The following is a 20894-nucleotide window of genomic DNA, read 5'->3' as shown; positions in this document are numbered from 1 at the left end:
CTGATGCCGCAATTTTTTATGGCTTACGCAGGGATTGATATTCAGACAGACGACTTTTAATGCAACAAGGTTGCGTTAATTTGTGGGTTAATGCAACATAGTTGCTGTTAATCACTGAGCTATGTCGGGATACGAAAATGTCAGAAGCGCTTATAACAGAGTCAGAACCTCTCACCTTTACTCTTCCTGATGGCTCTCTGAAGCTCGTCAGAAAAGGGACCACGTTGCAGAACGTCGCGGAAAGTATCGGTTCTTTCGTCGCGAAAAACGCCGTGCATGCTGAAATTGATGGCCAATATATCGATCTGATCGAGGCAGTGCAAAAAAGTGGCACGCTCAATATTATTACGCTTTTTGACGAAGAAGCGTTGGACCCGATTCGCCGTGGCTGCCTTCTCCTTCTTGCTGCGTCTGTAAATCAGCTGTTTCCCTCTGCCAGGGGGGTTGAAGGGCATCTGACAGAAGAGGGGTTTTATTACGATTTTGCGACGGATAATCCTTTTACCAGCAGCGATCTGCTGAAAATTGAGCAGCACATGACAAAATTGATCGCCGAAAACCCGCCGGTTTTTAAAGAGCAGGTCACACGAGCGCAGGCAGTTGACTGTTTTGAGCGGCAGGGAGAGAAATTCAAAACAACGAGGCTGATGGAAATACCGACAGATGAGCCGGTGACATTATGTCATCTCAAACAGTTCACGGACGGCTTTAATGGCCCACTGATTCCGGATCTTCGTTTTCTGAAAAATATGAAGTTGCTTAACGTATCCGGTGCGTACTGGCAGGGGGAAGCCAGCAACGTACAGCTACAGCGGATTTATGGCACGGCATGGGCCAGCAAAAAACAGCTTGATGGCTGGCTTGAGAAAACGGCCGAAGCGGAGAAACGCGACCATCGTAAGCTGGGTCGGGAGCTGGATTTGTTTCATTTTCAGGACAATGCGCCTGGCGCGGTTTTCTGGCATCCCAGGGGGTGGACAATCTTTCAGTCGCTTATTGCCTATATGCGTAACCGCCATGAAGTGGCGGGTTACGTTGAGGTCAATACGCCTGATGTCATGGACCGCAGCCTGTGGGAAATATCCGGTCACTGGGACAACTATCGTGATCATATGTTTACAACGCAAACGGAGGATGGTCGACGTTTTGCTCTCAAGCCAATGAACTGTCCGGGGGCGGTATCACTGTTTAAATACGGGCTCAGGAGCTACCGCGATTTACCCGTTCGCCTGTCTGAATTTGGTAAAGTCCATCGTTATGAACCCTCTGGATCGCTGCATGGTTTATTACGGGTCCGCCATTTTACTCAGGATGACGCGCATATCTTTTGCACGCTGGAACAGGTAGAGGGGGAGTGTAAAAGTATCCTTCAGCTGGTGCTTGATATTTATAAGCAGTTTGGATTTGAAGAGGTCGCAATCAAGTTATCCACCCGTCCTGAAAAGCGCATGGGAAGCGACGCCGACTGGGATCGGCTGGAAAACGCGCTTTCAGCCTCTCTGGAAGCGCAGGGATTACCATGGTCGGTAAATCCCGGTGAAGGTGCCTTCTATGGCCCTAAACTGGAGTTTGTGTTGCGCGACGCGATTGGCCGTGACTGGCAGTGCGGAACGCTACAGGTGGATATGAATCTGCCTGAGCGATTTGATATTGGCTACATTGCCGAGGATGGCTCGACAAAACGCCCGGTGATGTTGCACAGAGCGCTCTTCGGCTCTCTTGAGCGTTTTACCGGTATTCTTCTTGAACATTACGCCGGTAAACTGCCCGCTTGGCTGTCGCCGGTTCAGGTCGTGGTCATGACGATTACCGATAAGCAGCACCAGTATGCGGAGCAGGTTGTGAAGGCGCTTCGCAAAAAAGGGCTGCGTTGTGAGGCCGACCTCCGCAATGAAAAAATTGGATTTAAAATCCGTGAACAGACTCTGGCCCGCATTCCTTTCCTGCTGATCGTTGGCGATGCGGAGGAGAATGCGGCGCGTGTCACCGTACGCGATCGTACCGGGAAGTGCATGGGAACGCTGTTACTCAATGAGGCGGCAGACGCTATCAAAATATGTTGCCAGCCACCGGAGGTTAACCTTGATTAAGCCAAGCGGAAGCGATATCCCCCGGCGCGAGAGCGGTCGTCACGTCTGGCCAGTGAAGAAGGATGATACCCAAAGCAACGATATCGCGTTTTATGAAACAGCCTTCAGAGAACAATCCAGGCGATGGGGGCTTTACGAGATTGTTTTGGGAAGCGTTGTTGAGGGCAAAATATCATTGTATCAGTCCGTCAATCAGGGGGCCGACGTTCCGCACATTCTGATTGCGGCAGGGTTTCATGGAGAAGAACCCGCGGGATGCTGGGGAATGCTGGATTTTCTGCGCGGGGGCTCCCCTGAATTGTTTGATAACGTAGCCGTGAGTTTTTTACCGCTTGTGAACCTGTCTGGCCTGAGCGCTGGCTGTCGGCTCAACAGTACTGGACAGAATCCAAATCGCGGCTTTACCAATGGGGCAGAGGTCGAGCCTTCAGTTGAAGGAAAAGTACTGCTTAATTATGAAGCGCTTCTGAAAAACGCAGCCAGACACGGTGTGCTCTGTTGTCACGAGGATATTCTTCGCCAGCAGGCGTATCTCTACACCTTTGAACATACTGCCCGTCCAGGCCATTTTAGCGTGGCATTACGTGATGAGCTTGGACGTTTTTTCCCGGTCATGGAAAAAGAGCGGGTTGATGGCTGTGAATGTGAGGATGGCATCATCTTTAACCATTTTGATTCGTCATTTGAATCCTGGTTGTTTTCTTCCGGTTCCGACGTCGCAGCGTGCACTGAAACGCCGGGGTTGCAACCCTTTGCAAAGCGAATAGAGGCAAACCGTTATTTAATCGGCGCGTTTATCTCATCCATACTGGAGCGCAACAGTATCGGGGGCGGGATGTCATGAAGCCTTTATTACTGACCAATGCATTAATAATCAGTGAGGACATGCGTTATCCGGCTGACATCCTTATTGATAAGGGACGGATCCAGAAAATTGCCTCGCTTATTCCCTCCCGACCGGAATGGCAGGTTATTGATGTGCGAGGGAAATGGGTGATCCCCGGTATGATTGACGATCAGGTTCATTTCCGCGAACCCGGTCTGACGCATAAGGGAAGTATTGCCACTGAATCTGCCGCCGCAGTAATGGGAGGCATTACCAGTTTTATGGAAATGCCGAACGTTACACCACCCACGACAACCCGTCAGGCGCTGCGTGAGAAATTTCAGCGTGCCTCGCGTTCTTCGCTGGCAAACTACAGTTTTTACTTCGGCGCGACGAACGATAATCTTGACGAACTGAAGGCGCTTACGGCTTCGCAAGCCTGCGGGGTGAAGGTCTTTATGGGGGCTTCTACCGGGAATATGCTGGTGGACGATGAACAGGTGCTGGAAAGTATTTTCGCTAATGCCCCTCGTCTTGTGGCAACACATTGCGAAGTCACGGAGCTAAACACTCATGGCGAATAAACAGAACAGCAAGACATGGCAGGCACCAGTACGCTGGATTTGCAGACAATGCAACCGTCAGTTCAGCGGTGAGCGCATATGCCCTTTTGTTACTGTATAGACCACGTCGTTGCAGCCTCTGCGCACTGAATACCCATCCTGTCATAATCGCTTTCCCCCAATCCACTGATTCTCTGAATCTTCATTCCGCCAGTGACCACGCTTAACGTTGCCCATACAGGGATGGCTCACGCCTGCGTGCTGTCTGGCGGTAAGGACCCTTACTATGTACGCAAAATCATTTCTTGCCTGTAACCCTGCCGGACGGCTTACCGGTGCCAGAACCGCACTATGCTCCCCGTCTGACGTTTATACCTGCCATCACTGTGGTAGTTCCCTGGTGCTGCATGCTGAAACCGATCGTCCCTGGTTTGCCCATACTACTGCTGCACTGACTGAACGAGGCAGACAAGAGTGCCCATACACGCATCCTGCTGTTGATGAAGTCAGAATTATACAGCGCTTGAAGTGTTACGTACCGGATGCAAGACCGGTAGCCCGTCATGTTGGCCAATGCCAGGGTGAGTCTGGCTGTCACGCTGAGGGGGAGGCCATATGCTCATAATGCCATGCTATCGGGCCCTGAATACCAGAGGAGAGCAAACCAGCAGCAGAAGTGCAGTCAGCCAGCCTGATGAGCGCTGGACCTGCCCGTCCTGCGGATGTCGTTTGATACTGCATTCTGATAACCCCGGCATTCGCGCCTGGTTTGAGCACGATCCACGGTCAGTAGGGAAAGATGTGCTGAGGCAGTGCAGACATCTGAACCACTCTGCCACATTGCCGGGAGACTGGTACACAAGGTTTATATTCACCTTCTTTCCGCTGGATGCTTCTGCACCTATTGGGGCCTGGTATTGCGTGTGGTGTGGGCGTCACTATGCAGGTGAGAAACACTGTGTGGCCTGTAACACCGGTATCTACAGTATTGAGGAAACCGCCTGGCGGGAGAACTATATATGCCCGGTCAATAATCCAGCCCAGCGACCATCTGAAGACACACGCATAGCAGCATCAACATCAGGAGCTTGCTGACGATGGTTAATTCATTCAGACCAACCGAATATGTGATTACCGATGATGGGGAGTGGGTAGCCATCGATGAACTCATTGTCCTGCATGCCAGACCACTGCGCTGCGGCTCCTGCCATATCTCTGTAGTGGTGACGCAGAATGATACAGGCTGGCAATTGATTCACCGGCCGGGTTCAGAGATGGACAGAAAGCAAGTGAGTCGTTGCCGTTACAGAGTATCCTCCTCGCTGTCGACGGGCATACGGGGATTTTAAGCGCCAGAGGCATGGCATGGTGGGTGACGGCATTACGTTGAACTTAGCATAGTGCTGTTGCCCACCCTTATTAACCTTTTCTGTGAAACAACAGAGAAAATCCACTATGAAATATAACCATGCCACCCCGGTTGTTGATAATTCTGCGGATGGGGTAAACATACTCGCTTTTCCCCAACAGGCTGTTGACCACTACCCCCGACTGGTAGTGTTTAGTTTTAAGCTGCAGTTACCGCACAGTGAAACCTCAGCAGATAACCGGGTATTGATTATGCGCTTTCACACGGAAATCAGGCAGCGCATCGGCGAATATTCGTGGCAACGGCAACAGGCACGCCGACATTCACCGCCCAATATTCTGCGGTGGTTATGGGAGCCCGTTAGCGCGGCAGAGTGCAAAATGGTGTTGCTGATGAATCTCGATACGCTGGGAGCGATGCGCGAGACGCCAACTGGTGATGGTGTAGTTCAGGAGATTAATGCGATTAACGGAAGCTGCCTGCTGGTCTCATGCCCGCCGAAAGATCCACGATGTGCACGTCCGCACCCCTGACGGAAGAAGCCATGAGGCAGATCGGTCAGTTATACGCCATATAGGCGGATATAAGGGGAATGTCGACATAGCTGCGGCTTGCTGAACGCCAGAGATAAACGAAACCGTTGTTGAAATCCCTGGAAAGCTGGCTGCGTGAAAAGATGAAGACCCTGTCGCAACACTCGGAGCTGACAAAAGCGTTCGCGTATGCGCTGAACCAGTGGACGGCACTGGCATACTATGCAGATGACGGCTGGGCTGAGGCCGATAACAACATCGCTGAAAATGCGCTGCGGATGGTGAGTCTGGGGCGAAAAAACTACCTGTTCTTCGGTTCGGACCACGGTGGTGAGCGGGGTGCGCTGCTGTACAGCCTGATCGGCACGTGCAAACTAAATGGAATCGATCCGGAACGCTACCTTCGCCATGTGCTGGATGTTATCGCAGACTGGCCGGTCAACCGGGTCAGCGAACTGCTGCCCTGGCGTCTCGTCCTGCCAACTGAATAACTGCCGATCGTCAATACGGTTCTGGCTGTCCGCTTACAGAAAAAGAAAAACTGGAGGAGAAAATAGAACGTACTACAGCATCAGTTCTTCACTAACCTGCGAAACAGGGAGCCAGTAGGGCCATCTTGTTATGTAGCTGTATCCTAAGTTAATGGCACCTTCTCCATAAGATTTTACTGACAGCTCCCGACATATCCAGATTAGGGATATTCAGCTCTGAAAAAACGTCTGCTGTTGGCACAAAGCGGACCAATGCCGATGAAATTAGTATGGGCGAGTAGAATTTCGCCAGCCTGCCGTGTTTGGTCAGCCCACACATAACAGTTTTGAGTTCATCAACTCCTAATGAAGCGAATGTCACGAAGAGATTACTATGACATGAGATTTATAATTATCTCTGTATGGTTACTTTCATCCATTTTAACACTAGCAACTGATCCTGATTACGACGTTGGTCAAAAGGACTGTAATTATTTAAAAAACAAGGGCTATCCTGATAGAACAATATCACGAGGTGCTCGGTGATAAAAATGTCGACTTTGCTATGATTGATATCTATGAGTAGATAACCATAAAAGATAAATAGAATAAACTCATATGCTATGGGGTATGCGAATTTTCTGATGGTGATAAAATGATGGTTACTTACACATTGAGTAAGAATCGTGTTGGCCAGTACATTACTGAGTTCGTACCTGAAGAATAATGAATACATGAGCCACTCATTGGTGGCTCAATTAGATGCTTAATTACCAATTCTGTATGTGAGGCAGTTATCAGCATTTAAGCGGAGATTAAGCTTACCTGATGCAAGTTCATTCTCTGTGTTGGTTCCTGCAAAAGCAAAACCCTTCTTAATAAGATTAGTTGTATAGTACTTATTGTACATAAATGCCCAAATAATCATGCCAATCGTCGAGCCAATACCCATGGTGAGAAAAGCAAGGATAATCAGCACGATAAAAGTACCGATGAAGGTTATGAAATCCTTTCTGAAAAGAGCTGGAAACGCTCCGAAAAACAATGTAGTCCAGGAAAAACCATAAAATCCTGTTACTGTCTCGCCAGTACGTGGATTCTCCATACGAATTTTAATAGCCATTACTTTTTATACCTATTTGTTAATTTATATTATGTTATGTTATTCATGGAGTCATTCGTTAACTTTTTAAAAACATCCATGCAACAACTACGCATTAATTATTCTGCACCAATATTTTTATAGAATACCATTTCCTTATATCTTGTATTATATATACGTAGAAAAATAAGACATTGATTTACATAATAACGATTAATGACGTTAGCAAAACAGTTCATATACTCAAATGATCCATCTCAATGAGTTATGCATAGGACCTATTGAACAGGCTATTTTTTCTACAAGCAACAAGAAAGAATAAAAATTACTAATTTTGGAGCGTTATTATTTTTAATGAACTAATTATCGCTCTAATTTTTTGTGAGTAACGCTTTTAAATTGAAGTGCTAGTTTGTTTAGTGTATTACTATTTTTTAAACATATAGCTCATTACAATATACTTAGAAAGCAATAGAACAGATTGAGTTGGCACTGAAATAGGCTAAAACCGACATGCCTGTCGGGGAAGAGAACAGAAGTTGGTGAGGCGGCGTGAGGAATGAGGGCGTAGAATATTATGATTAAGAAAACATTATGCAGCTTATTGCTGGCTGTACTTTGTGGCGGCATGGTGGGACCCGCAGTGAGTGCGGAGAATGACCATCGGTATATTAGTATTCGTAATACGGATAGCAGTTGGGTGCAGGGCGTGTGTTCTTTGGTATTCCGGCTGGATAACGGCGGTGATGGGACATTCAATAACCTGATGGTCAACTTGCAATTAACTGATAAATCGGGAGCCGTTCTGGAAAAAGGAACTCTTGATGTTCAGCCGTTTGGCGATAGCAGCGCAACTCGCTCAACCCTTTCGGCAACTGAATTCAGCTGTGATGCGGTTGAAAATACAGCCAACATCGTGATTACCCACGTTGAGGAAACGTCTTCGGATGGTTCAGTCCATGCCCTGCCACTGTCGATGTTTGATCCGCAATATTATCAACCATTAAAAATGAGCGTACAAAAAAGTCGGTAATTTTACCTGCCTTCTATGGGGATGACAGAGATACATCCCCATTACAACGCAACAAGCGTTTATGCTTTGTTGATTAAATCGATAATACGATCGCCTTCTGTATCTTCTTGCGCAACTCGACTAAAGATGCTGCTATCGTTTTGTGTACCCACCTTGATAGGTTCCTTGCAATCTTTGTGGAAGATTCTTTTCCCTTTTTTTGTGACAACCACACCTGACATATCGCCGTGCTGCTCTTTATCGTAAACAATATATTCATAGGGGCCTTTGACGACACGTATCCAGTAAAGCGAGCCACCGGCGATCATCTGAGAATTATAGTAGGCGTTAACCCCCGGTTGATTAGTGACAAGATTCAGCTCAGCAGTCGGAGCAGACTGGGTTCCCAGGGCATATCCCGCGCTATCCTGCGCAATAAAGGCGCTGGCGTATTTATTATTGGTGAGCAGGCATTCCAGCGTTAATTGTTCCTGATCCTCCGCACTGTAAGACGCAGCTAAAGCTGTCTGGCTGAGTGACATACAGACAATGGTCAACGCCGCAATTCGTAGAGTTAATTTCACGTTCCTTACTCCTTTATAAACTGACATGTTTAAGATTAGTGGCCGTTCTTTACTTGTTTGCAGGTATCCAGCCAGCCAGCTGTATCAATTTTGCCGTTCGCTAGGTATTTTTGCTGATTCTGCCAATGAGCAGCGAGGAACGGCTTAAGACCGGAAAGACGTTTATTCAGCGTCAGCATCTGATTGAACACGTTCACTTCGCCTTTTAGCCCTGCTTGCCCATACAGGGTGCCGGAATCCACCAGACTGCTGGCGTAGTAGCTCGTTAGCTGCTGTAGACGATCGGTTTGTTCCGCCAGCTTATTTTTGCGGATGGCACAGTTGGCATCGCTGCTGTCTTTATCTTTGCACAGCAGCTCATAATTGTGATTGAGGAAGTCAAGGAAACGACCATCGTCCTGTAATTTGGTACAGAGAAAAGAGCCCAGATTCAGGCTGGCGCGGATAGACTGTGCTCTTTCTTCTTGCTGCTGCTGGTTGCTGGCACGAAGTTGGTTTTCCAGATCTTTCAGCTTTTTCTTCAGCTCGCCGTCTTCAACGCCAGAAGCCAGGCTACCTAACGCTTTCGCCGTATCATTGGACCCGGATTTGCTGCTCTCTGCGCCCGTTTTATCATCACCGAGAGTCGACCAGTTTTTCTCAAGAAGTTTGACCCGGTCCGTTGAGGTAATTGCCTGGGAAACCAGCACCAACCGCAGGCCCATTGTTTTACTGGTAAAAGGCTGGGCATTATCGTAATAGTTAATTTCTTTACGGCTAGCGCTGCGGATATCCGACTCACTGGACATCACGCTGCCGCCACGCACCACAAAACCGCCAGCCTGGCCATGCAATCGATTAATTTTATTGAGGTAGAAGGGGGTAAACATCATCTCAGAGACGTTGCCTAACATATCGTACAGGCCGAGCGGGTTAGGATTTAACAGACCGATGAGCTGAAGTTTCCCGTTTGAGGACTGCGAACCGGAATACCACTCATAATTTTTGATGTCGTCCATCGGATAACGGGAATCACGAAACTGTGCGGTATCCACTTTCAGACCGCCGCGCGCGGCAAACTCCCACTCTACTTCGGTGGGCAGTCGTAAAAAACCTGGCTTGTTATCTTCTTTCGGCAGCTTGTCGAGCGCGTTTGCGCGTAACCACTGGTTATATTTATCGGAGAAATTAACGGCCTCAAACCAACTGATGCTGGTTTGAGGGAGGCTAAGTTTACGCGATGGTGTCGGGCAAGTATCGGAAGTTAATGCCTGATATTGCAATGCCGTCAGCTCATATTTCGCCATTAAATAATAACGGCCTTTATTTTGGGGCGTTTCAGTAAAGCTACCGGCGATAAACGTGGGATAACTGTGTTCCACAAAGCCCCATTCACCGCCATCTTCCCCTAAGGTGATGGGAATATCATCCAGAGGACCGGCTACTGGAATTTCTACCCGACGAAATACCATCGAACCTTCGCAGGGCATAGGCAAAATCACGTCATCGCTATCCGGCTTCGGATTATAGGTTTTCTCTGCCCACGGTTCTGCCAGCGCGGGGGAGATCTTCACCAGCAGGGCTAGCGCCAGGCAGCGCGATAATGTGGAAGGAGTAAAGGCCATGAACGATCTCCGCTAAAATAGAGCTTAGGGCAAATTAAAAAAATAAGGGTTATGCCTCGCGCAGGCTCTGCGCAGGTTCAATATGGATCGCGCGCCAGGCACCGATACCGGCAACCAGCGTCGCCACAACCAGCGTCAGTAAGAGTGCGATAAGGCCGTGTAAGGGCGTTATCTTGCAAATCATCTGACCGGTGGCCTGGCTTGTGGACAGCGCCCGGTTAAATATCTGGCTGGCTAAAAAATAGATGCCAAAACCGCCGATATAGGCCATCAGGCTGAGCAAAGCGCCCTGACTAATGACGTAAACGCCTACGGCTGGTCGCGTGAAGCCCAGCAGACGAAGTACAGCAATATGCTTACGTTTACGATCGACATTGGCGATAAACGAGCCGATTAACGAGGCGATACAGCCAATGAGCGCGGTGATGGCGATCGTGTTAAAGATGATGCCCAACACTCGGTTAATGCTTTTTACATTCTCAATATCCGCCAGCCGACTGGTGGTTTCGATGCGTTGGGCGCGCAAATCGCGTTCAAGGCTGGCGACATGGTCAATATCGCGTGCGTACAACCTTGCGCGGGCGTAGCGCGGCGCGTTACCGTTAAGCTGAGCGCCGCTGGCGACCCCTAACGCTGTTACCGCATAGCCATCGCGAAAATGTTCAAGAGCCATTAATAACGCGGGGCGGGTAAAGATAGCGGGGCGATTAAAATAGGTGGCTGGCAAAATCCCCACCACGGTCACGCGCTTACGTCCCCATTCGCGGCGTTCATCGAGCATACGACTCACGCGTAGCGTGAGCGTATCACCGGTTTTCACCGCCAGCTTGCGTGCCGCTTCCTGAGTAATAACAACTTCATGGTCATGATGGAGCACCTGCGTGCCGAGCAAAGGATCGCCAGCCTCTGTCGGAATGACTTCCGCATTTTCAATAAAATGTGTGCTGTCCGTCTGCAAGTCAGTCAGCGTATTGAGCGAGCGCGTTTGCCCGATGGCGAAGCCGACATCAGGCCGCTGCCGTAGCTGCGTGATCCAGTGCTGATCGTAGCTTCCGCTGCTCAACATGCGGATCTCCAGATTGCGGGGATCGTTGGCCAGATCGTTTTGTAACTGGTTCACAATGCCAAAGCGCAGGCCAAAAAGGAGCAGTAAAGGGGCGATGACCGCAACAAGAGAGGAGACGATGCAAAAAGAGATGATGCGATCGTGCCACAGGTCTTGCATTGCAAGGCGACCGAGCAGTCTTGCACGATTAAAGGACAAAGTAAGTACCTCCCCGTTCGCTCTGTGATGACGCCGTCAGCGATTCTGGCTGCGCAGCTAAACAGGGTAAATTGAAGTGTTTGACCAGAGGCCAGTCATGGCAAACGACCAGCGCCATCATGTCTTCCTGACGGACTAGTTCGATAAACAGGCTAAATAGTTTCTGGGCATTGTAGGGATCGAGCGCCGCCGTCGGTTCATCTGCCAGTACCAGCGCCGGGCGATGTAATATCGCGCGCGCAAAAGCGGTGCGCTGCCGTTCGCCAAAGGAGAGCTGGGTAGGATATTTTGCCAGTAGTGGCGACAGTTTTAGCGTGTCGATGACCCTATCCAGCATGGTGCTGTCAGGGCGGGCTCCCAGCAGCTGGCACGGCAAGAGAATATTATCTTTGACGTTCAGGTAGGGAAGGAGGCCACCGTTTTGTAATACAAAGCCAAGTTCGCGTGCCCGAATCGCAGCGAGTGTATTATGTCGCTCGCCCAGAAGCAACGCGGCAATATCCTGCTGCTGTGTCCCTTTGCTGAGCGTGAAACGCCCAATTTTGCTGGGATGCAACACTAAACCAATGGCTTCCAGAAGCGTGCTTTTACCGCAGCCGCTTTCACCCGTTACCGCCACCACCTCGCCTGGCCGCAGCGAAAGCTGCGGCAGGTAAACACGGTGAGCCTGATGATCCTGACCACGAACCACGCACAAGTCTTCAATGTGCAGCATCAGGGCATCATTTCCAGTGGGATGGGATACACGCGATCGCGCGGATCGCTACCTTGCGCCAGCTCGACCCAGCGGTCGACATCTGCATTATATTTTTGATAGTGACGCAGCTTGGATGACAGTGTGCGGATAAATTTCTCCTGTGACAGCCCATCCCAGCTTTTCCACGTTTCTTCATCGAGATTCAGCACATCGCTTTTGTAGGGAAGATCGGCCAGATACTCGCCCAGCACGCCAAGATCGCCGATGCTCGCGCTGTCTTGCTGTTTCAACTGGTTAGGATCGGTCCCCATTGTTGCCGCAACGGTGCGCAGTTGTTCAAACATCTTAGTGGGCGAGATCATCCCTTCATTAGCGGCTTTCAGAATCTGGCTGACGGCATCGCTTAAATCGCTCAGCTGTCCCTTGGTTAAGAGCACGCGAACATCTGTTGTGGGGATGTTCTGCTTAATCAGATCGCGATCGCTAATCCAGGCCTGGAACACCAGCGGGGCTTGGGTGCTGTTGCGTTTGCCCAAATAGGCTAACTGCATCGCATGCCCGATTAACGCCGTATCCTGGAGCAATTTCTGCTCCGCCGTGAGCTTTTGCCCCTCATCTTTGGCATACAGCGCGCTGCCAATGGCGGCATCCCCCATATAGGCGGCTTTCACCTGTTCCGTAATGGCTGACGCCAGGGCATCAACCTGCTGACCGAACATTTTGATATCGCCTGCATTCACCGCCTGATAAAGGTTAGATTGCGTGCTATCAAAATTGGAGAGATCGCGGTACTGGCCCTCGGCTTTGGTATGGTTTGCTTTGCCGCTGGCGGTTTTCAGGTGCAACGTATAAATAGCAATGCCGCGGTTACCGGCTTCCAGACGGAGCTGGCTGGCATCAAGGCCGGTTCCTGAAAGTTTATTGCTGCCCTCAATCGCGCCAGCATCGGTAATCAGCACCATATAGCGGGCGCCGAATGGACTCCAGTCAATGTCATCAATAGCTGATAACACGCCGGAATAGGCATCCTCGTCGTATAAAGAGCTTGAGACCTTCGCTTCTTTAAGATCGGCGACTTTCTGCAGAAAATCCGCGCCGTCCTTGACCTGGTTAGGGTCGGCGAAAATGCGGGTGTTATATTCAAGTCCCGGTACGGCTTTGGTATTTGAACGATAAGAGACCAAACCAAACTTGACCTGCCCATCCAGATGCTCTTGTTTAATTTTGTCGTAGATCTTATTGACCGCCTCTTTAGTGCGCTCAATATACGGCCCCATTGAAATGGTTGAATCGATAACGAACACCACCGAAGCGTTAAAGCCTTTCAACTGGTTTACGTCGTTATCTTGTTTTGCCGCTGCGTTATCATCCGCCTTGCTGACGGAGGCCACGTTGAGCAGGCGCGTATAGAAGCCATCTTCGGTCATGACCTCTTCGCCGCTCAGGATTGGCAGCAGATAAAATTGCTTTTGCAGATCGACAAAATATTCCGGCTCCTGGGCCTGAATACCTTCAGCGTGGCCGTCACGCTTCAATTTGGCGCGCAGCGGCGCCACCAGAGAGACAGGATCGGGGGCAGAAAGAATGTTATCCAGACTTTCTTTCTCTTTGAAAAAGAGTAACCGATCGCGGTTGGCCGGGTTGGTAAACGCCAGCGTCAGCTGCATTTTCCAGTCTACGGTACAGGATTTCGGCAACCAGCCAAGGGTTTTGCCATAGCTATCCGGCCCGACTTTAAGCCAGCTTTGCCCCTTAGCCTCTTCCTTTTGATAAACATAAAGGCTGCTAAAGGCAGGCTGAAGCTGCCCATTTTCATCCCCGGCGTTGTCGCTAAGCTTACAGCCTGGCGTCGTCAGGATGCGCTGGTATAGCGTTTTCTTCCCTTCCTGAAGCAGCGGTTTATCGCCCTCGGCGGCAAAGAGGTGCCCGCTGAACAACAGGCCGCATAATGGCAGCGCCAGACGGCAAAAAAAAGTCCGGGTCATTTTGCTAGCTCCTCAAGGTGCTGCTTAGCCGTTTGGTTCTCGGGTTCTGATTGTAGTACCGTTTCGTACCAATAGGCCGCGGTATCTTTATCCGCCTCTTTGAAACATTCGCTTGCCTGATGGTATTTCGGATCGTACTCACCGGCGTAAATCAGGGCGATTTTGGTATCGCCGCCCTGCGCGCGATTTGCGTACAGGCGCTGGGCGACGCCGCATTTCTTCGCCTCTTTCGCTGACTGGATAATGGCCAGCAGTTTATCGCTATCGAGTTTTTCCTGAACGCACGTCTGCACGAATTCAAGCTCGCTCAGCGTGTCTAAACTCTGTGCGGAACAGCCAGCCGGGGCTTTAGGCTCGGTGTTCGTCGCTTCAGGGGCGGCGGCGGCGGGGGCTTGCTGAGCTTGTACCGCCGGGACCACCTCCTGACCTTTGTCCCGGCCCATGAACCACCAAAGCGCGCCAGCAATCACCACTAAAAGCAGGATGGCGGCGATGATGAGCGGGAGGCGGGAAGCCGCAGGTTTTTGTTGCGGCTGCGGCTCGGCATGAATGGTCGGCGCAATGGTTTCAGATTCTGCGACGGGCGCTTCTACGATGGCCACTGGTGCGGAGTCGGTTTCTGGGGTTGCCAGCATACTGCTGCTGCTGTAATTACCCGTCGCGCCCCTGGCTTCAGAAGAGAGCAACTCATCACGCACCAATTGGAGGGTGGTATTGCGCACTTCTCCTGAAGCCAGCTTGATCTGAATCTGGACCTGGCTTGCGTTTGCCAGCAAAGGGTCAAGTAAAGTAGGGCCGATACGAAAGCCGCTGCCGTTGGCCAGGGAGTAACCGCCGTTGACAGTAAACCAGTGCTGTGCAGGGCTCCAGCTGCCATCGGGCTGCAGATAGTTCTGCTCGTTATTACAAAGCGTAAAGGTCAGATCGGGCAGCACCGCAGTTTCGCCGCGCAGGCGAACCATCAATTGTGCGGTACCCGGCTCTGCCGGTTGGCAGGTGATGATTTTAGCTAGCATGGCATGTTCTCTTGTTTTAATTGGCTGATAATCTGACCAAGTTGGCGATTATGTTCGACGGAAATATCGCGCGTGGCGCTATGACCAGCGTTATCAAGTACGACGCTCATCAGGGCGGATAGCCAGTCTCCCAGATAAGAGACACCCGGCTGCGGCGCAACGGCGGCGAGCTGCGGCAGCTCGTCGTTCATCAGCGGTTTCTGGCGCAGGAAGACTTTATTTTTCTCGCCAACGTAGCTGTTGGGCACCTTTTCAGGCGGTAGAGTGAGATAACCAAACCAGGCGATAAAATCACGCATAGTCAGTTGGGCTCGCAGAACCTGGCGTGCCATAAGATGTTCACGCCGCGTACCCGCTTGCTCCTGACCCGCCAGCGCGCGTTTCAGCGTGCCTTCCAGATCGAGGCGCGTGGCTGCGGTGATCAATTCTTCGCTGAGATGATTAATCAGTTCGCTGTTCATCCCCAACTGACGCCACTGCGGCGCTTGCTGCGGCAGTTCACGCAGATGCGCGACCCAGGCTTTAAACGCCTGATGGGCGAAATCATCGTCCTGGCCGACTCTTTCCTGGGCAGTTGACGCTGGCGCGTCATCCACGGCGATTTCAGCCGGTGCGGCGGCGAATGGATCGCTGCCAAACGGGTTATCACCGAAGGGGTTGTTGCCAAATGGGCTGGCGGTAAACGCGTTTGCCGCCAGGCTGTCGCCATCGCTTGACGGTTCCGGGTTGCGGTCGCGAATGCTTAAATAGATGTTATTAAGCTCCTGCGTCGGCAGATCCAGACGATTAATTAGCTCTCCCATACTGTGGGAGCAGGCGGACAGCCCCTGCCATAGCTCTTTCGCGATGGCCTGTTTTTTCACGAGCTGCCCGTCGCCGTCTTTTTCGTACCAGCGGCCCAGGCGGCGATTGCCGGTCTCCTCGCGACACTGCTCAAGTTGTTGCTGCAAACGTGCCAGCTTGAATTCCAGATGCGCGACGCCGCGCAGCGCTTTGGTTAAGCGTCCCATGCCGCCATCGTTGAGCTCGAGCATCGCGTGCCAGGCTTTGCTCGGCTCGGTGACGTGTTGCAGCACGTTTTTAGCGCTAATGAAGGTGCTGCCCATTTCGTCGAGCTTCTGGCGATAGCGCTCGGTGATGCACGCTTCCTTGTTTCGCTCCTGTTCTGCACCGTCTTTTAGGTCGATGAACGGATTATCCAGCCCCGGTTTTCGCACCAGGAAACAGTTATTAAACGCCTGGCCGGGCGCCCATTGCTGCAGCCAATCATATTGGGCGAAACGCTCCAGCAAGGTCATGTGCAGCATACCTTCCCAGCCTTCTTTTAACTGTTCGGTGGTGAGTTGCAGACTGCTGTTGATGCGCATATCGCACATGGTGATGGCCCAGAACAGCCCAGGGTTACGGCCCTGACGTTCTTCGGCGCTTTTACCCTGCGTTTTTTCTACCCAGCGGTTTAATACCGGACCGACGTCAGCAACATCGCTCTGTTTGGCGGAGCTGGCGCACACGACCAGCGCGTTCATCTCTTGATTATCGGTGTAACGTTCAAACAGATAGGCGACTTTACCGCGCAGCAGAAGCTGGCAAATGGGATTAAGCCCCTCTCTACCGGCCTCTTCCAGTGCGGTAATTTTAAGACGCCCGCGATACCCAGGGAAGTCAAGCAGATCGACCTGCTCCACGACGCTGTCGGCCTCGACTTCCGCTAACGGGAAGATAAGCTCGGTGGTTAACGCTGCCAGTTCCGCCTGGGTTAAGCTGGCGCTGCCGATTTGCTGTTCCTCTTTCCAGTAGCGGATCTCCACGTGGCGATCCTGGCTGGAGCCTAGCCGGTTAAGGCTGTCGACGTTCATAATGCTGCCATTACTGTGATCGATCAGCGTCTCCAGCGGGGCGAACACCGTCCGGGCATGATTGAGTTTGGTCAGCACATTGGCTAATGAACGATAGGTCTCGGTGAGGGCCGGCAGTTCTCCCCACAATAAAGAAAATAGCTCTGCGCGTTCACCAGGACTCAGCGCAGGGGCAATTTTCAACACCTGCGGCCAATAGGCGTGTTCAAGTTTTTCAACCGATTTTCTGAACGAGGCGTTCAGGTAATCCCATAAGGCAACCACATCTTCCTGGCTCACGCCGTTATAGCTTTTTGCTTGTGTGGCGCGTTGTAGGAAGGGGCGCAGTCGCTCTTCAACCCTGGCTTCATCAAGTTGAAAGCTCAGCTGCTCGTGGTTGAAATCATTAAACCAGGCGTTTGCCAGAATTTTGGCCAGATCGATTTCACTGAACAGGCGCAGAGGCACAGGATAGCCCGCAGGCGCAGCGGGGGCCTGGCGGGTGAAGCGGGTGACCAGGCCGGTGGCCTCTTTACCGCCGCCGACGGGATTCACTTCTTTGATAAAGTCGACGCGCCGTTCGCCATAAAGGGCTTCCAGTGAACCATTGCTGCCCGCTGCCAGCGCGGAGATTAGATAGGATTTCCCGGCCTGAGAAATGCCAAAAAAACCGACGGTCATTGGCGTTCTGGCGACCAACGTCAGGCTATTGGCCTGGTTACGCGTGCGGAGCAAGCTAAGGTTGAGTTTATCCGCCTCGTTGTCGAGGCGACGTGAACCGGAACGCACTGCATCAACCCAGCCAAGTGCGTCCTGACAGCCCTGAGCGATAGCTGCCCAACCCTGAGTGAGAGATTTTTGATCGCTATTCATTATTTTTTAACACTCCCGCTATCGAGCCAGTGTCGGCTATCAATGAGCCCCGTATCGGGCATAGTATTGAGTTCCAGATCTACATCACGCTTGCTGAATGACTTATCGGTGTTGCTGGTGATATCCGCAATCATCAACCGATCGCTGATTAAGCCCAGTTGGCGCGCCCGTTTGCCTTTGTCGATAGCCAGTCTCACTTTCAGGTACGGTGAACCGTTATCCACGGAGAAGGCGGCGGAAAACTTCTTACGGCCTTCTTCGCTAAAACGTAAGGTATAAAGCGGTGCGGCGGCCCAACGTTCGGCATCCAGTTGACGATAACCCAGCCGCAAATCGCCACGCATGATGATACTTTGCGTGGTGTTCTCGCCATTTTCGTCGGTGAATGTCGGCAGTTTTATCTGCCCGTTCTCCGATTCGATATGGCGATAAACGATATCGGCACTGCGAATCAGGTTATCCATATCAATGGTGCCAATATGGCGAATCGTTGAGTAAGGCTTCAGCGCCGAGGTACGGAAATGGAAGTTAGGAATGCTGTGATTTGCGCACAGCTGTGTGAGCATCGCGCCAACGGAGGCGGTGCTCTTCGGATCGTCGATATGGCCATTTTTATGGAACGGATACCAGGTGCCGGTCTGATAACCGTGCAGCGGTAAAATACGCCCCGGCGGCAACGGCAGGTTGCGACGGATAATTGCCTGAATGCCCGGCAGCTGCGAAGGGCGGCCCGTCAGCAGTAGCAGGTCGCAATGATAATAGCTCAGCACTTCGCACAGCGCGGTTAGCACTTTATCAATGTTGAACTTACCCGAGCACAAATCGTTATGCACTCTGGCGAGCGGCAGAGTGAGCATTACCTCCGCCAGTTTGAAATCGGTCGGGCCACCAGCTTTTTGTACTTCGCGGCGAACAAAGCCCTCGACTTCATCACGCAGAGAACCTACCGGCAGTAGATCGCCGACACGTTGGTTAATCACGATATGCGTTTGCTCGTCCAGCGGATCGAATTGCTCGTATTTACCCAGAATGTGCAACGCGAGGGGAACGAAGAGTTGCAGGGTGAGCTGCTGGCGCAGCACGGATTCCGCCGCGCTAATATTTTGCGAGCCGCACAGTTGAGACATCAGCGTCTCAACGGATATGACCCCCGTTTCACGCAGCGCCTGCTCAAAGGCTGGAAGCACATAGGACTGGATGACATCTAGCAGAATATCGTCGCCGGCAATTTTAAAACTGTCGCGAAAACGCTGCTGCGGGATGATATGGACGTTAGCGCCGCCCCCACTATGACCATTGCGATCGAGATGATAATCGGTGATGACCAGATCGGTGGTGCCGCCGCCGATATCGATAGATGCGATGGATATTCTTTCACGTTGCGTGCTGTCGGGTCGGCTAAGGGCGTCGAAAAACGACTCCGGGTGACCGGCAAAGTTTTGGTTTATCTCGGTGTAGAGATAAACCAACTGCGCGCAGGACGCTTCATCCCACTCGACCCTGATTTTTGGCAGCGGAATTTTAATGTTTGTCTGACTATGATCTTCTTGCTCATCCTCATAAGGATCGTTTTCGCCGTTGTGCCAGCGTAGCGCTTTCCAGACTAAACCGACCGCCTGACGCATACGGTCATCCAGTACGCAACGTTCAGCCATCGGCATACCGGGCGGCACGGTCAGAATAATATGGCGTAGCTGACGCGGAATACCTGCGTGTCCCTGACGTATGCGCTGTTCCGGGCTATTAATCTGACTAATCGCCTGGGTTAATACTTCCGCGAGCATAAAGGTCATCAGAGAACTGCGAGAATAGCGTGGCGTAAAGACCGGGATGCGATCCATCTCATCTTCGATGGTGTGTAACGCCTCGCCCCGTTCATCGATCAGATTCGCGAACGGCGCAGCGGTGGCGAGTGGATTACTGTCCTGCACGTAGCTACCGTTAAATCGCCAGCCCTGACCGTAATATTTTTCATCCCAAAGATAACGTTTAGGGCTGGAGAGGCCGGTTGAACCTTCGCTGCCTTTTCGGCGCGCCGCTAAACGACCCGCTTCTCCGCCGATACGAGCGATCGTCGGCCACTGGAAGGCATCGTGGCGGCCGCTACGCACCGAGCAGTGATCTTTGCCGAAGAAGGCCTGTGAAAATTCGACCCGGCTTTCAAAGGGTTCGGTATAAACATGTTCCGGCGCGCTAAGATCGCGCAATTTGAGCACATAGTTGTGCTGCATACCTGAACCTGATTGCCCATGATCTTCAATGAGAATACCGCAGGTGCGTGAGTTACCGACATCGAGGATCAAATCAACGGGAATAGGCTTGATAGCGTTAGTTTCCCGATTGGCGATGACCCTGAACTGCGGCAATTCAATGATGGGGGCGGTCTGACTTTGCAAACCTTCGACGGGAATCGCCATCAGTGAAAGAAGGTTAAGGTAGTGCGCCAGCGGATACTGCTGGTTAAGCTCCTGCTCGCGTTCGTCGATATCCCGGCCTTTGCTCGCCTCTTTAAATACCTCTTTCAGCCAGTCGACAATCCACTCTTGCGTGAGATACCAGTTAAGGGCATAAGTGGCTGTCGCCACCGCAAAGGTTGCCCCGGCATTGACATCTTCCTGGTTCGGGCTGAGGTCGGCGGCGGCCTGCTGTTTGGCCATTACGCGAGTATCGATAGCCAACGTCATTCGATGGCTATGCCCATCCATATCAGGCTTGTCCAGCTTGACGATACGAAAACGCGCCCAGTTTAGCGGCCCTTCCTGATAGACGTCAGGCGGGCTGAAACGGAGTAGGGGAAGCGGCAACCATGTCCCGTCAAACAGCTTAAGACTCTGCTCAACGGGAATATCGTACTGGCTTTTAGCCTTCTCGATATTTGCCGGGCTGGGCTGATAAAAATAGTAATCACGCTGTTCGTTGTAGATTAAACGGGTCAATACGCCATTGGCTAATTTAACAAATTCACCGGCGGGCAAACGTCCTGGAGACAAACCAAAATCCATAAACTGGATCCCGGAGTCGCCTACCAGGGTTACTTGACGATCAAAAGATACAATCTCGGGCAACATAGT

Annotated in this window: 15 protein-coding genes and 1 pseudogene; 7 read left to right on the top strand and 9 right to left on the bottom strand. The window is 51.4% G+C overall.

Annotated features, from left to right (window positions below; genetic code table 11):
* Positions 1–137 precede the first annotated feature (137 nt).
* From thrS to tnpC, 6 genes and pseudogenes are all read left to right on the top strand, one after another.
* Positions 138–2090, top strand: coding sequence for a threonine--tRNA ligase (gene thrS, locus ACH1XZ_RS17735; RefSeq protein ID WP_270502565.1), 1953 nt, complete (start codon positions 138–140; stop codon positions 2088–2090).
* The gene (locus ACH1XZ_RS17730) at positions 2083–2934 is read left to right on the top strand and encodes a M14 family metallopeptidase (RefSeq protein WP_270502564.1); all 852 of its coding nucleotides are present in this window, start codon (positions 2083–2085) and stop codon (positions 2932–2934) included. The genes thrS and ACH1XZ_RS17730 overlap by 8 nt, the downstream gene beginning before the upstream one ends.
* Positions 2931–3500 carry an amidohydrolase family protein gene (locus tag ACH1XZ_RS17725; protein ID WP_270502563.1) on the top strand — a complete coding sequence of 190 codons (570 nt, stop codon included), beginning with the start codon at positions 2931–2933 and terminating at the stop codon, positions 3498–3500. The genes ACH1XZ_RS17730 and ACH1XZ_RS17725 overlap by 4 nt, the downstream gene beginning before the upstream one ends.
* A gap of 265 nt (positions 3501–3765) precedes the next feature.
* Complete coding sequence (locus tag ACH1XZ_RS17720; protein WP_047660995.1) at positions 3766–4104, top strand: DUF7828 domain-containing protein; 339 nt, start codon at positions 3766–3768, stop codon at positions 4102–4104.
* The gene (locus ACH1XZ_RS17715; RefSeq protein ID WP_395596584.1) at positions 4095–4574 is read left to right on the top strand and encodes a putative zinc ribbon protein; all 480 of its coding nucleotides are present in this window, start codon (positions 4095–4097) and stop codon (positions 4572–4574) included. The genes ACH1XZ_RS17720 and ACH1XZ_RS17715 overlap by 10 nt, the downstream gene beginning before the upstream one ends.
* 739 nt (positions 4575–5313) lie before the next feature.
* Positions 5314–5872: pseudogene (gene tnpC / locus ACH1XZ_RS17710) on the top strand (IS66 family transposase); the annotation flags it as partial.
* A gap of 745 nt (positions 5873–6617) precedes the next feature.
* Here tnpC and ACH1XZ_RS17705 read toward each other — a convergent pair.
* Positions 6618–6974 carry a hypothetical protein gene (locus tag ACH1XZ_RS17705; RefSeq protein WP_395596583.1) on the bottom strand — a complete coding sequence of 119 codons (357 nt, stop codon included), beginning with the start codon at positions 6972–6974 and terminating at the stop codon, positions 6618–6620.
* Between the two features lie 556 nt (positions 6975–7530).
* Between ACH1XZ_RS17705 and ACH1XZ_RS17700 the strand changes: the two genes are divergently transcribed.
* Complete coding sequence (locus ACH1XZ_RS17700; protein WP_077249813.1) at positions 7531–7986, top strand: IrmA family protein; 456 nt, start codon at positions 7531–7533, stop codon at positions 7984–7986.
* Between the two features lie 59 nt (positions 7987–8045).
* On the opposite strand, the gene ACH1XZ_RS17695 is transcribed toward ACH1XZ_RS17700, so the two are convergent.
* From ACH1XZ_RS17695 to ACH1XZ_RS17660, 8 genes are read right to left on the bottom strand one after another with little or no spacing between them, the layout of a single operon-like run.
* The gene (locus ACH1XZ_RS17695) at positions 8046–8549 is read right to left on the bottom strand and encodes a hypothetical protein (RefSeq protein ID WP_047660992.1); all 504 of its coding nucleotides are present in this window, start codon (positions 8547–8549) and stop codon (positions 8046–8048) included.
* A 35-nt stretch (positions 8550–8584) separates the two neighbouring features.
* Positions 8585–10153, bottom strand: a complete 1569-nt coding sequence (locus ACH1XZ_RS17690; RefSeq protein ID WP_040232056.1) for a formylglycine-generating enzyme family protein — start codon at positions 10151–10153, stop codon at positions 8585–8587.
* 49 nt (positions 10154–10202) lie between these two features.
* Entirely contained in the window at positions 10203–11417 is a 1215-nt protein-coding gene (locus tag ACH1XZ_RS17685) for an ABC transporter permease (protein WP_025999345.1), read from the bottom strand.
* Positions 11407–12132 (bottom strand): ABC transporter ATP-binding protein, encoded by a 726-nt coding sequence (locus tag ACH1XZ_RS17680; RefSeq protein WP_047660990.1) that lies wholly within the window; start codon positions 12130–12132, stop codon positions 11407–11409. The genes ACH1XZ_RS17685 and ACH1XZ_RS17680 overlap by 11 nt, the downstream gene beginning before the upstream one ends.
* Complete coding sequence (locus ACH1XZ_RS17675; RefSeq protein WP_040232062.1) at positions 12132–14099, bottom strand: vWA domain-containing protein; 1968 nt, start codon at positions 14097–14099, stop codon at positions 12132–12134. Before ACH1XZ_RS17675 ends, ACH1XZ_RS17680 begins: the two co-directional genes overlap by 1 nt.
* Positions 14096–15115 carry a hypothetical protein gene (locus ACH1XZ_RS17670; RefSeq protein ID WP_270502562.1) on the bottom strand — a complete coding sequence of 340 codons (1020 nt, stop codon included), beginning with the start codon at positions 15113–15115 and terminating at the stop codon, positions 14096–14098. Before ACH1XZ_RS17670 ends, ACH1XZ_RS17675 begins: the two co-directional genes overlap by 4 nt.
* Positions 15109–17823: a putative virulence factor gene (locus tag ACH1XZ_RS17665; RefSeq protein ID WP_270502561.1), complete on the bottom strand. Its 2715-nt coding sequence runs from the start codon at positions 17821–17823 to the stop codon at positions 15109–15111. Before ACH1XZ_RS17665 ends, ACH1XZ_RS17670 begins: the two co-directional genes overlap by 7 nt.
* Positions 17823–20891 (bottom strand): virulence factor SrfB, encoded by a 3069-nt coding sequence (locus ACH1XZ_RS17660; protein WP_075849349.1) that lies wholly within the window; start codon positions 20889–20891, stop codon positions 17823–17825. Before ACH1XZ_RS17660 ends, ACH1XZ_RS17665 begins: the two co-directional genes overlap by 1 nt.
* Positions 20892–20894: the final 3 nt, after the last annotated feature.

This window comes from Kluyvera chengduensis, assembly GCF_044197065.1.
In the GTDB taxonomy this organism is placed as follows: Bacteria; Pseudomonadota; Gammaproteobacteria; order Enterobacterales; family Enterobacteriaceae; genus Kluyvera; species Kluyvera ascorbata_C.
This window is presented reverse-complemented; position numbering and strand designations above follow the sequence as displayed.

Coding starts and splice junctions, on each gene's coding strand:
- ACH1XZ_RS17690 (WP_040232056.1), bottom strand. CDS start 10,153: ATGGCCTTTACTCCTTCCACATTATCGCGCTGCCTGGCGCTAGCCCTG.
- ACH1XZ_RS17715 (WP_395596584.1), top strand. CDS start 4,095: ATGCTCATAATGCCATGCTATCGGGCCCTGAATACCAGAGGAGAGCAA.
- ACH1XZ_RS17675 (WP_040232062.1), bottom strand. CDS start 14,099: ATGACCCGGACTTTTTTTTGCCGTCTGGCGCTGCCATTATGCGGCCTG.
- ACH1XZ_RS17665 (WP_270502561.1), bottom strand. CDS start 17,823: ATGAATAGCGATCAAAAATCTCTCACTCAGGGTTGGGCAGCTATCGCT.
- ACH1XZ_RS17670 (WP_270502562.1), bottom strand. CDS start 15,115: ATGCTAGCTAAAATCATCACCTGCCAACCGGCAGAGCCGGGTACCGCA.
- thrS (WP_270502565.1), top strand. CDS start 138: ATGTCAGAAGCGCTTATAACAGAGTCAGAACCTCTCACCTTTACTCTT.
- ACH1XZ_RS17720 (WP_047660995.1), top strand. CDS start 3,766: ATGTACGCAAAATCATTTCTTGCCTGTAACCCTGCCGGACGGCTTACC.
- ACH1XZ_RS17705 (WP_395596583.1), bottom strand. CDS start 6,974: ATGGCTATTAAAATTCGTATGGAGAATCCACGTACTGGCGAGACAGTA.
- ACH1XZ_RS17660 (WP_075849349.1), bottom strand. CDS start 20,891: ATGTTGCCCGAGATTGTATCTTTTGATCGTCAAGTAACCCTGGTAGGC.
- ACH1XZ_RS17725 (WP_270502563.1), top strand. CDS start 2,931: ATGAAGCCTTTATTACTGACCAATGCATTAATAATCAGTGAGGACATG.
- ACH1XZ_RS17700 (WP_077249813.1), top strand. CDS start 7,531: ATGATTAAGAAAACATTATGCAGCTTATTGCTGGCTGTACTTTGTGGC.
- ACH1XZ_RS17680 (WP_047660990.1), bottom strand. CDS start 12,132: ATGCTGCACATTGAAGACTTGTGCGTGGTTCGTGGTCAGGATCATCAG.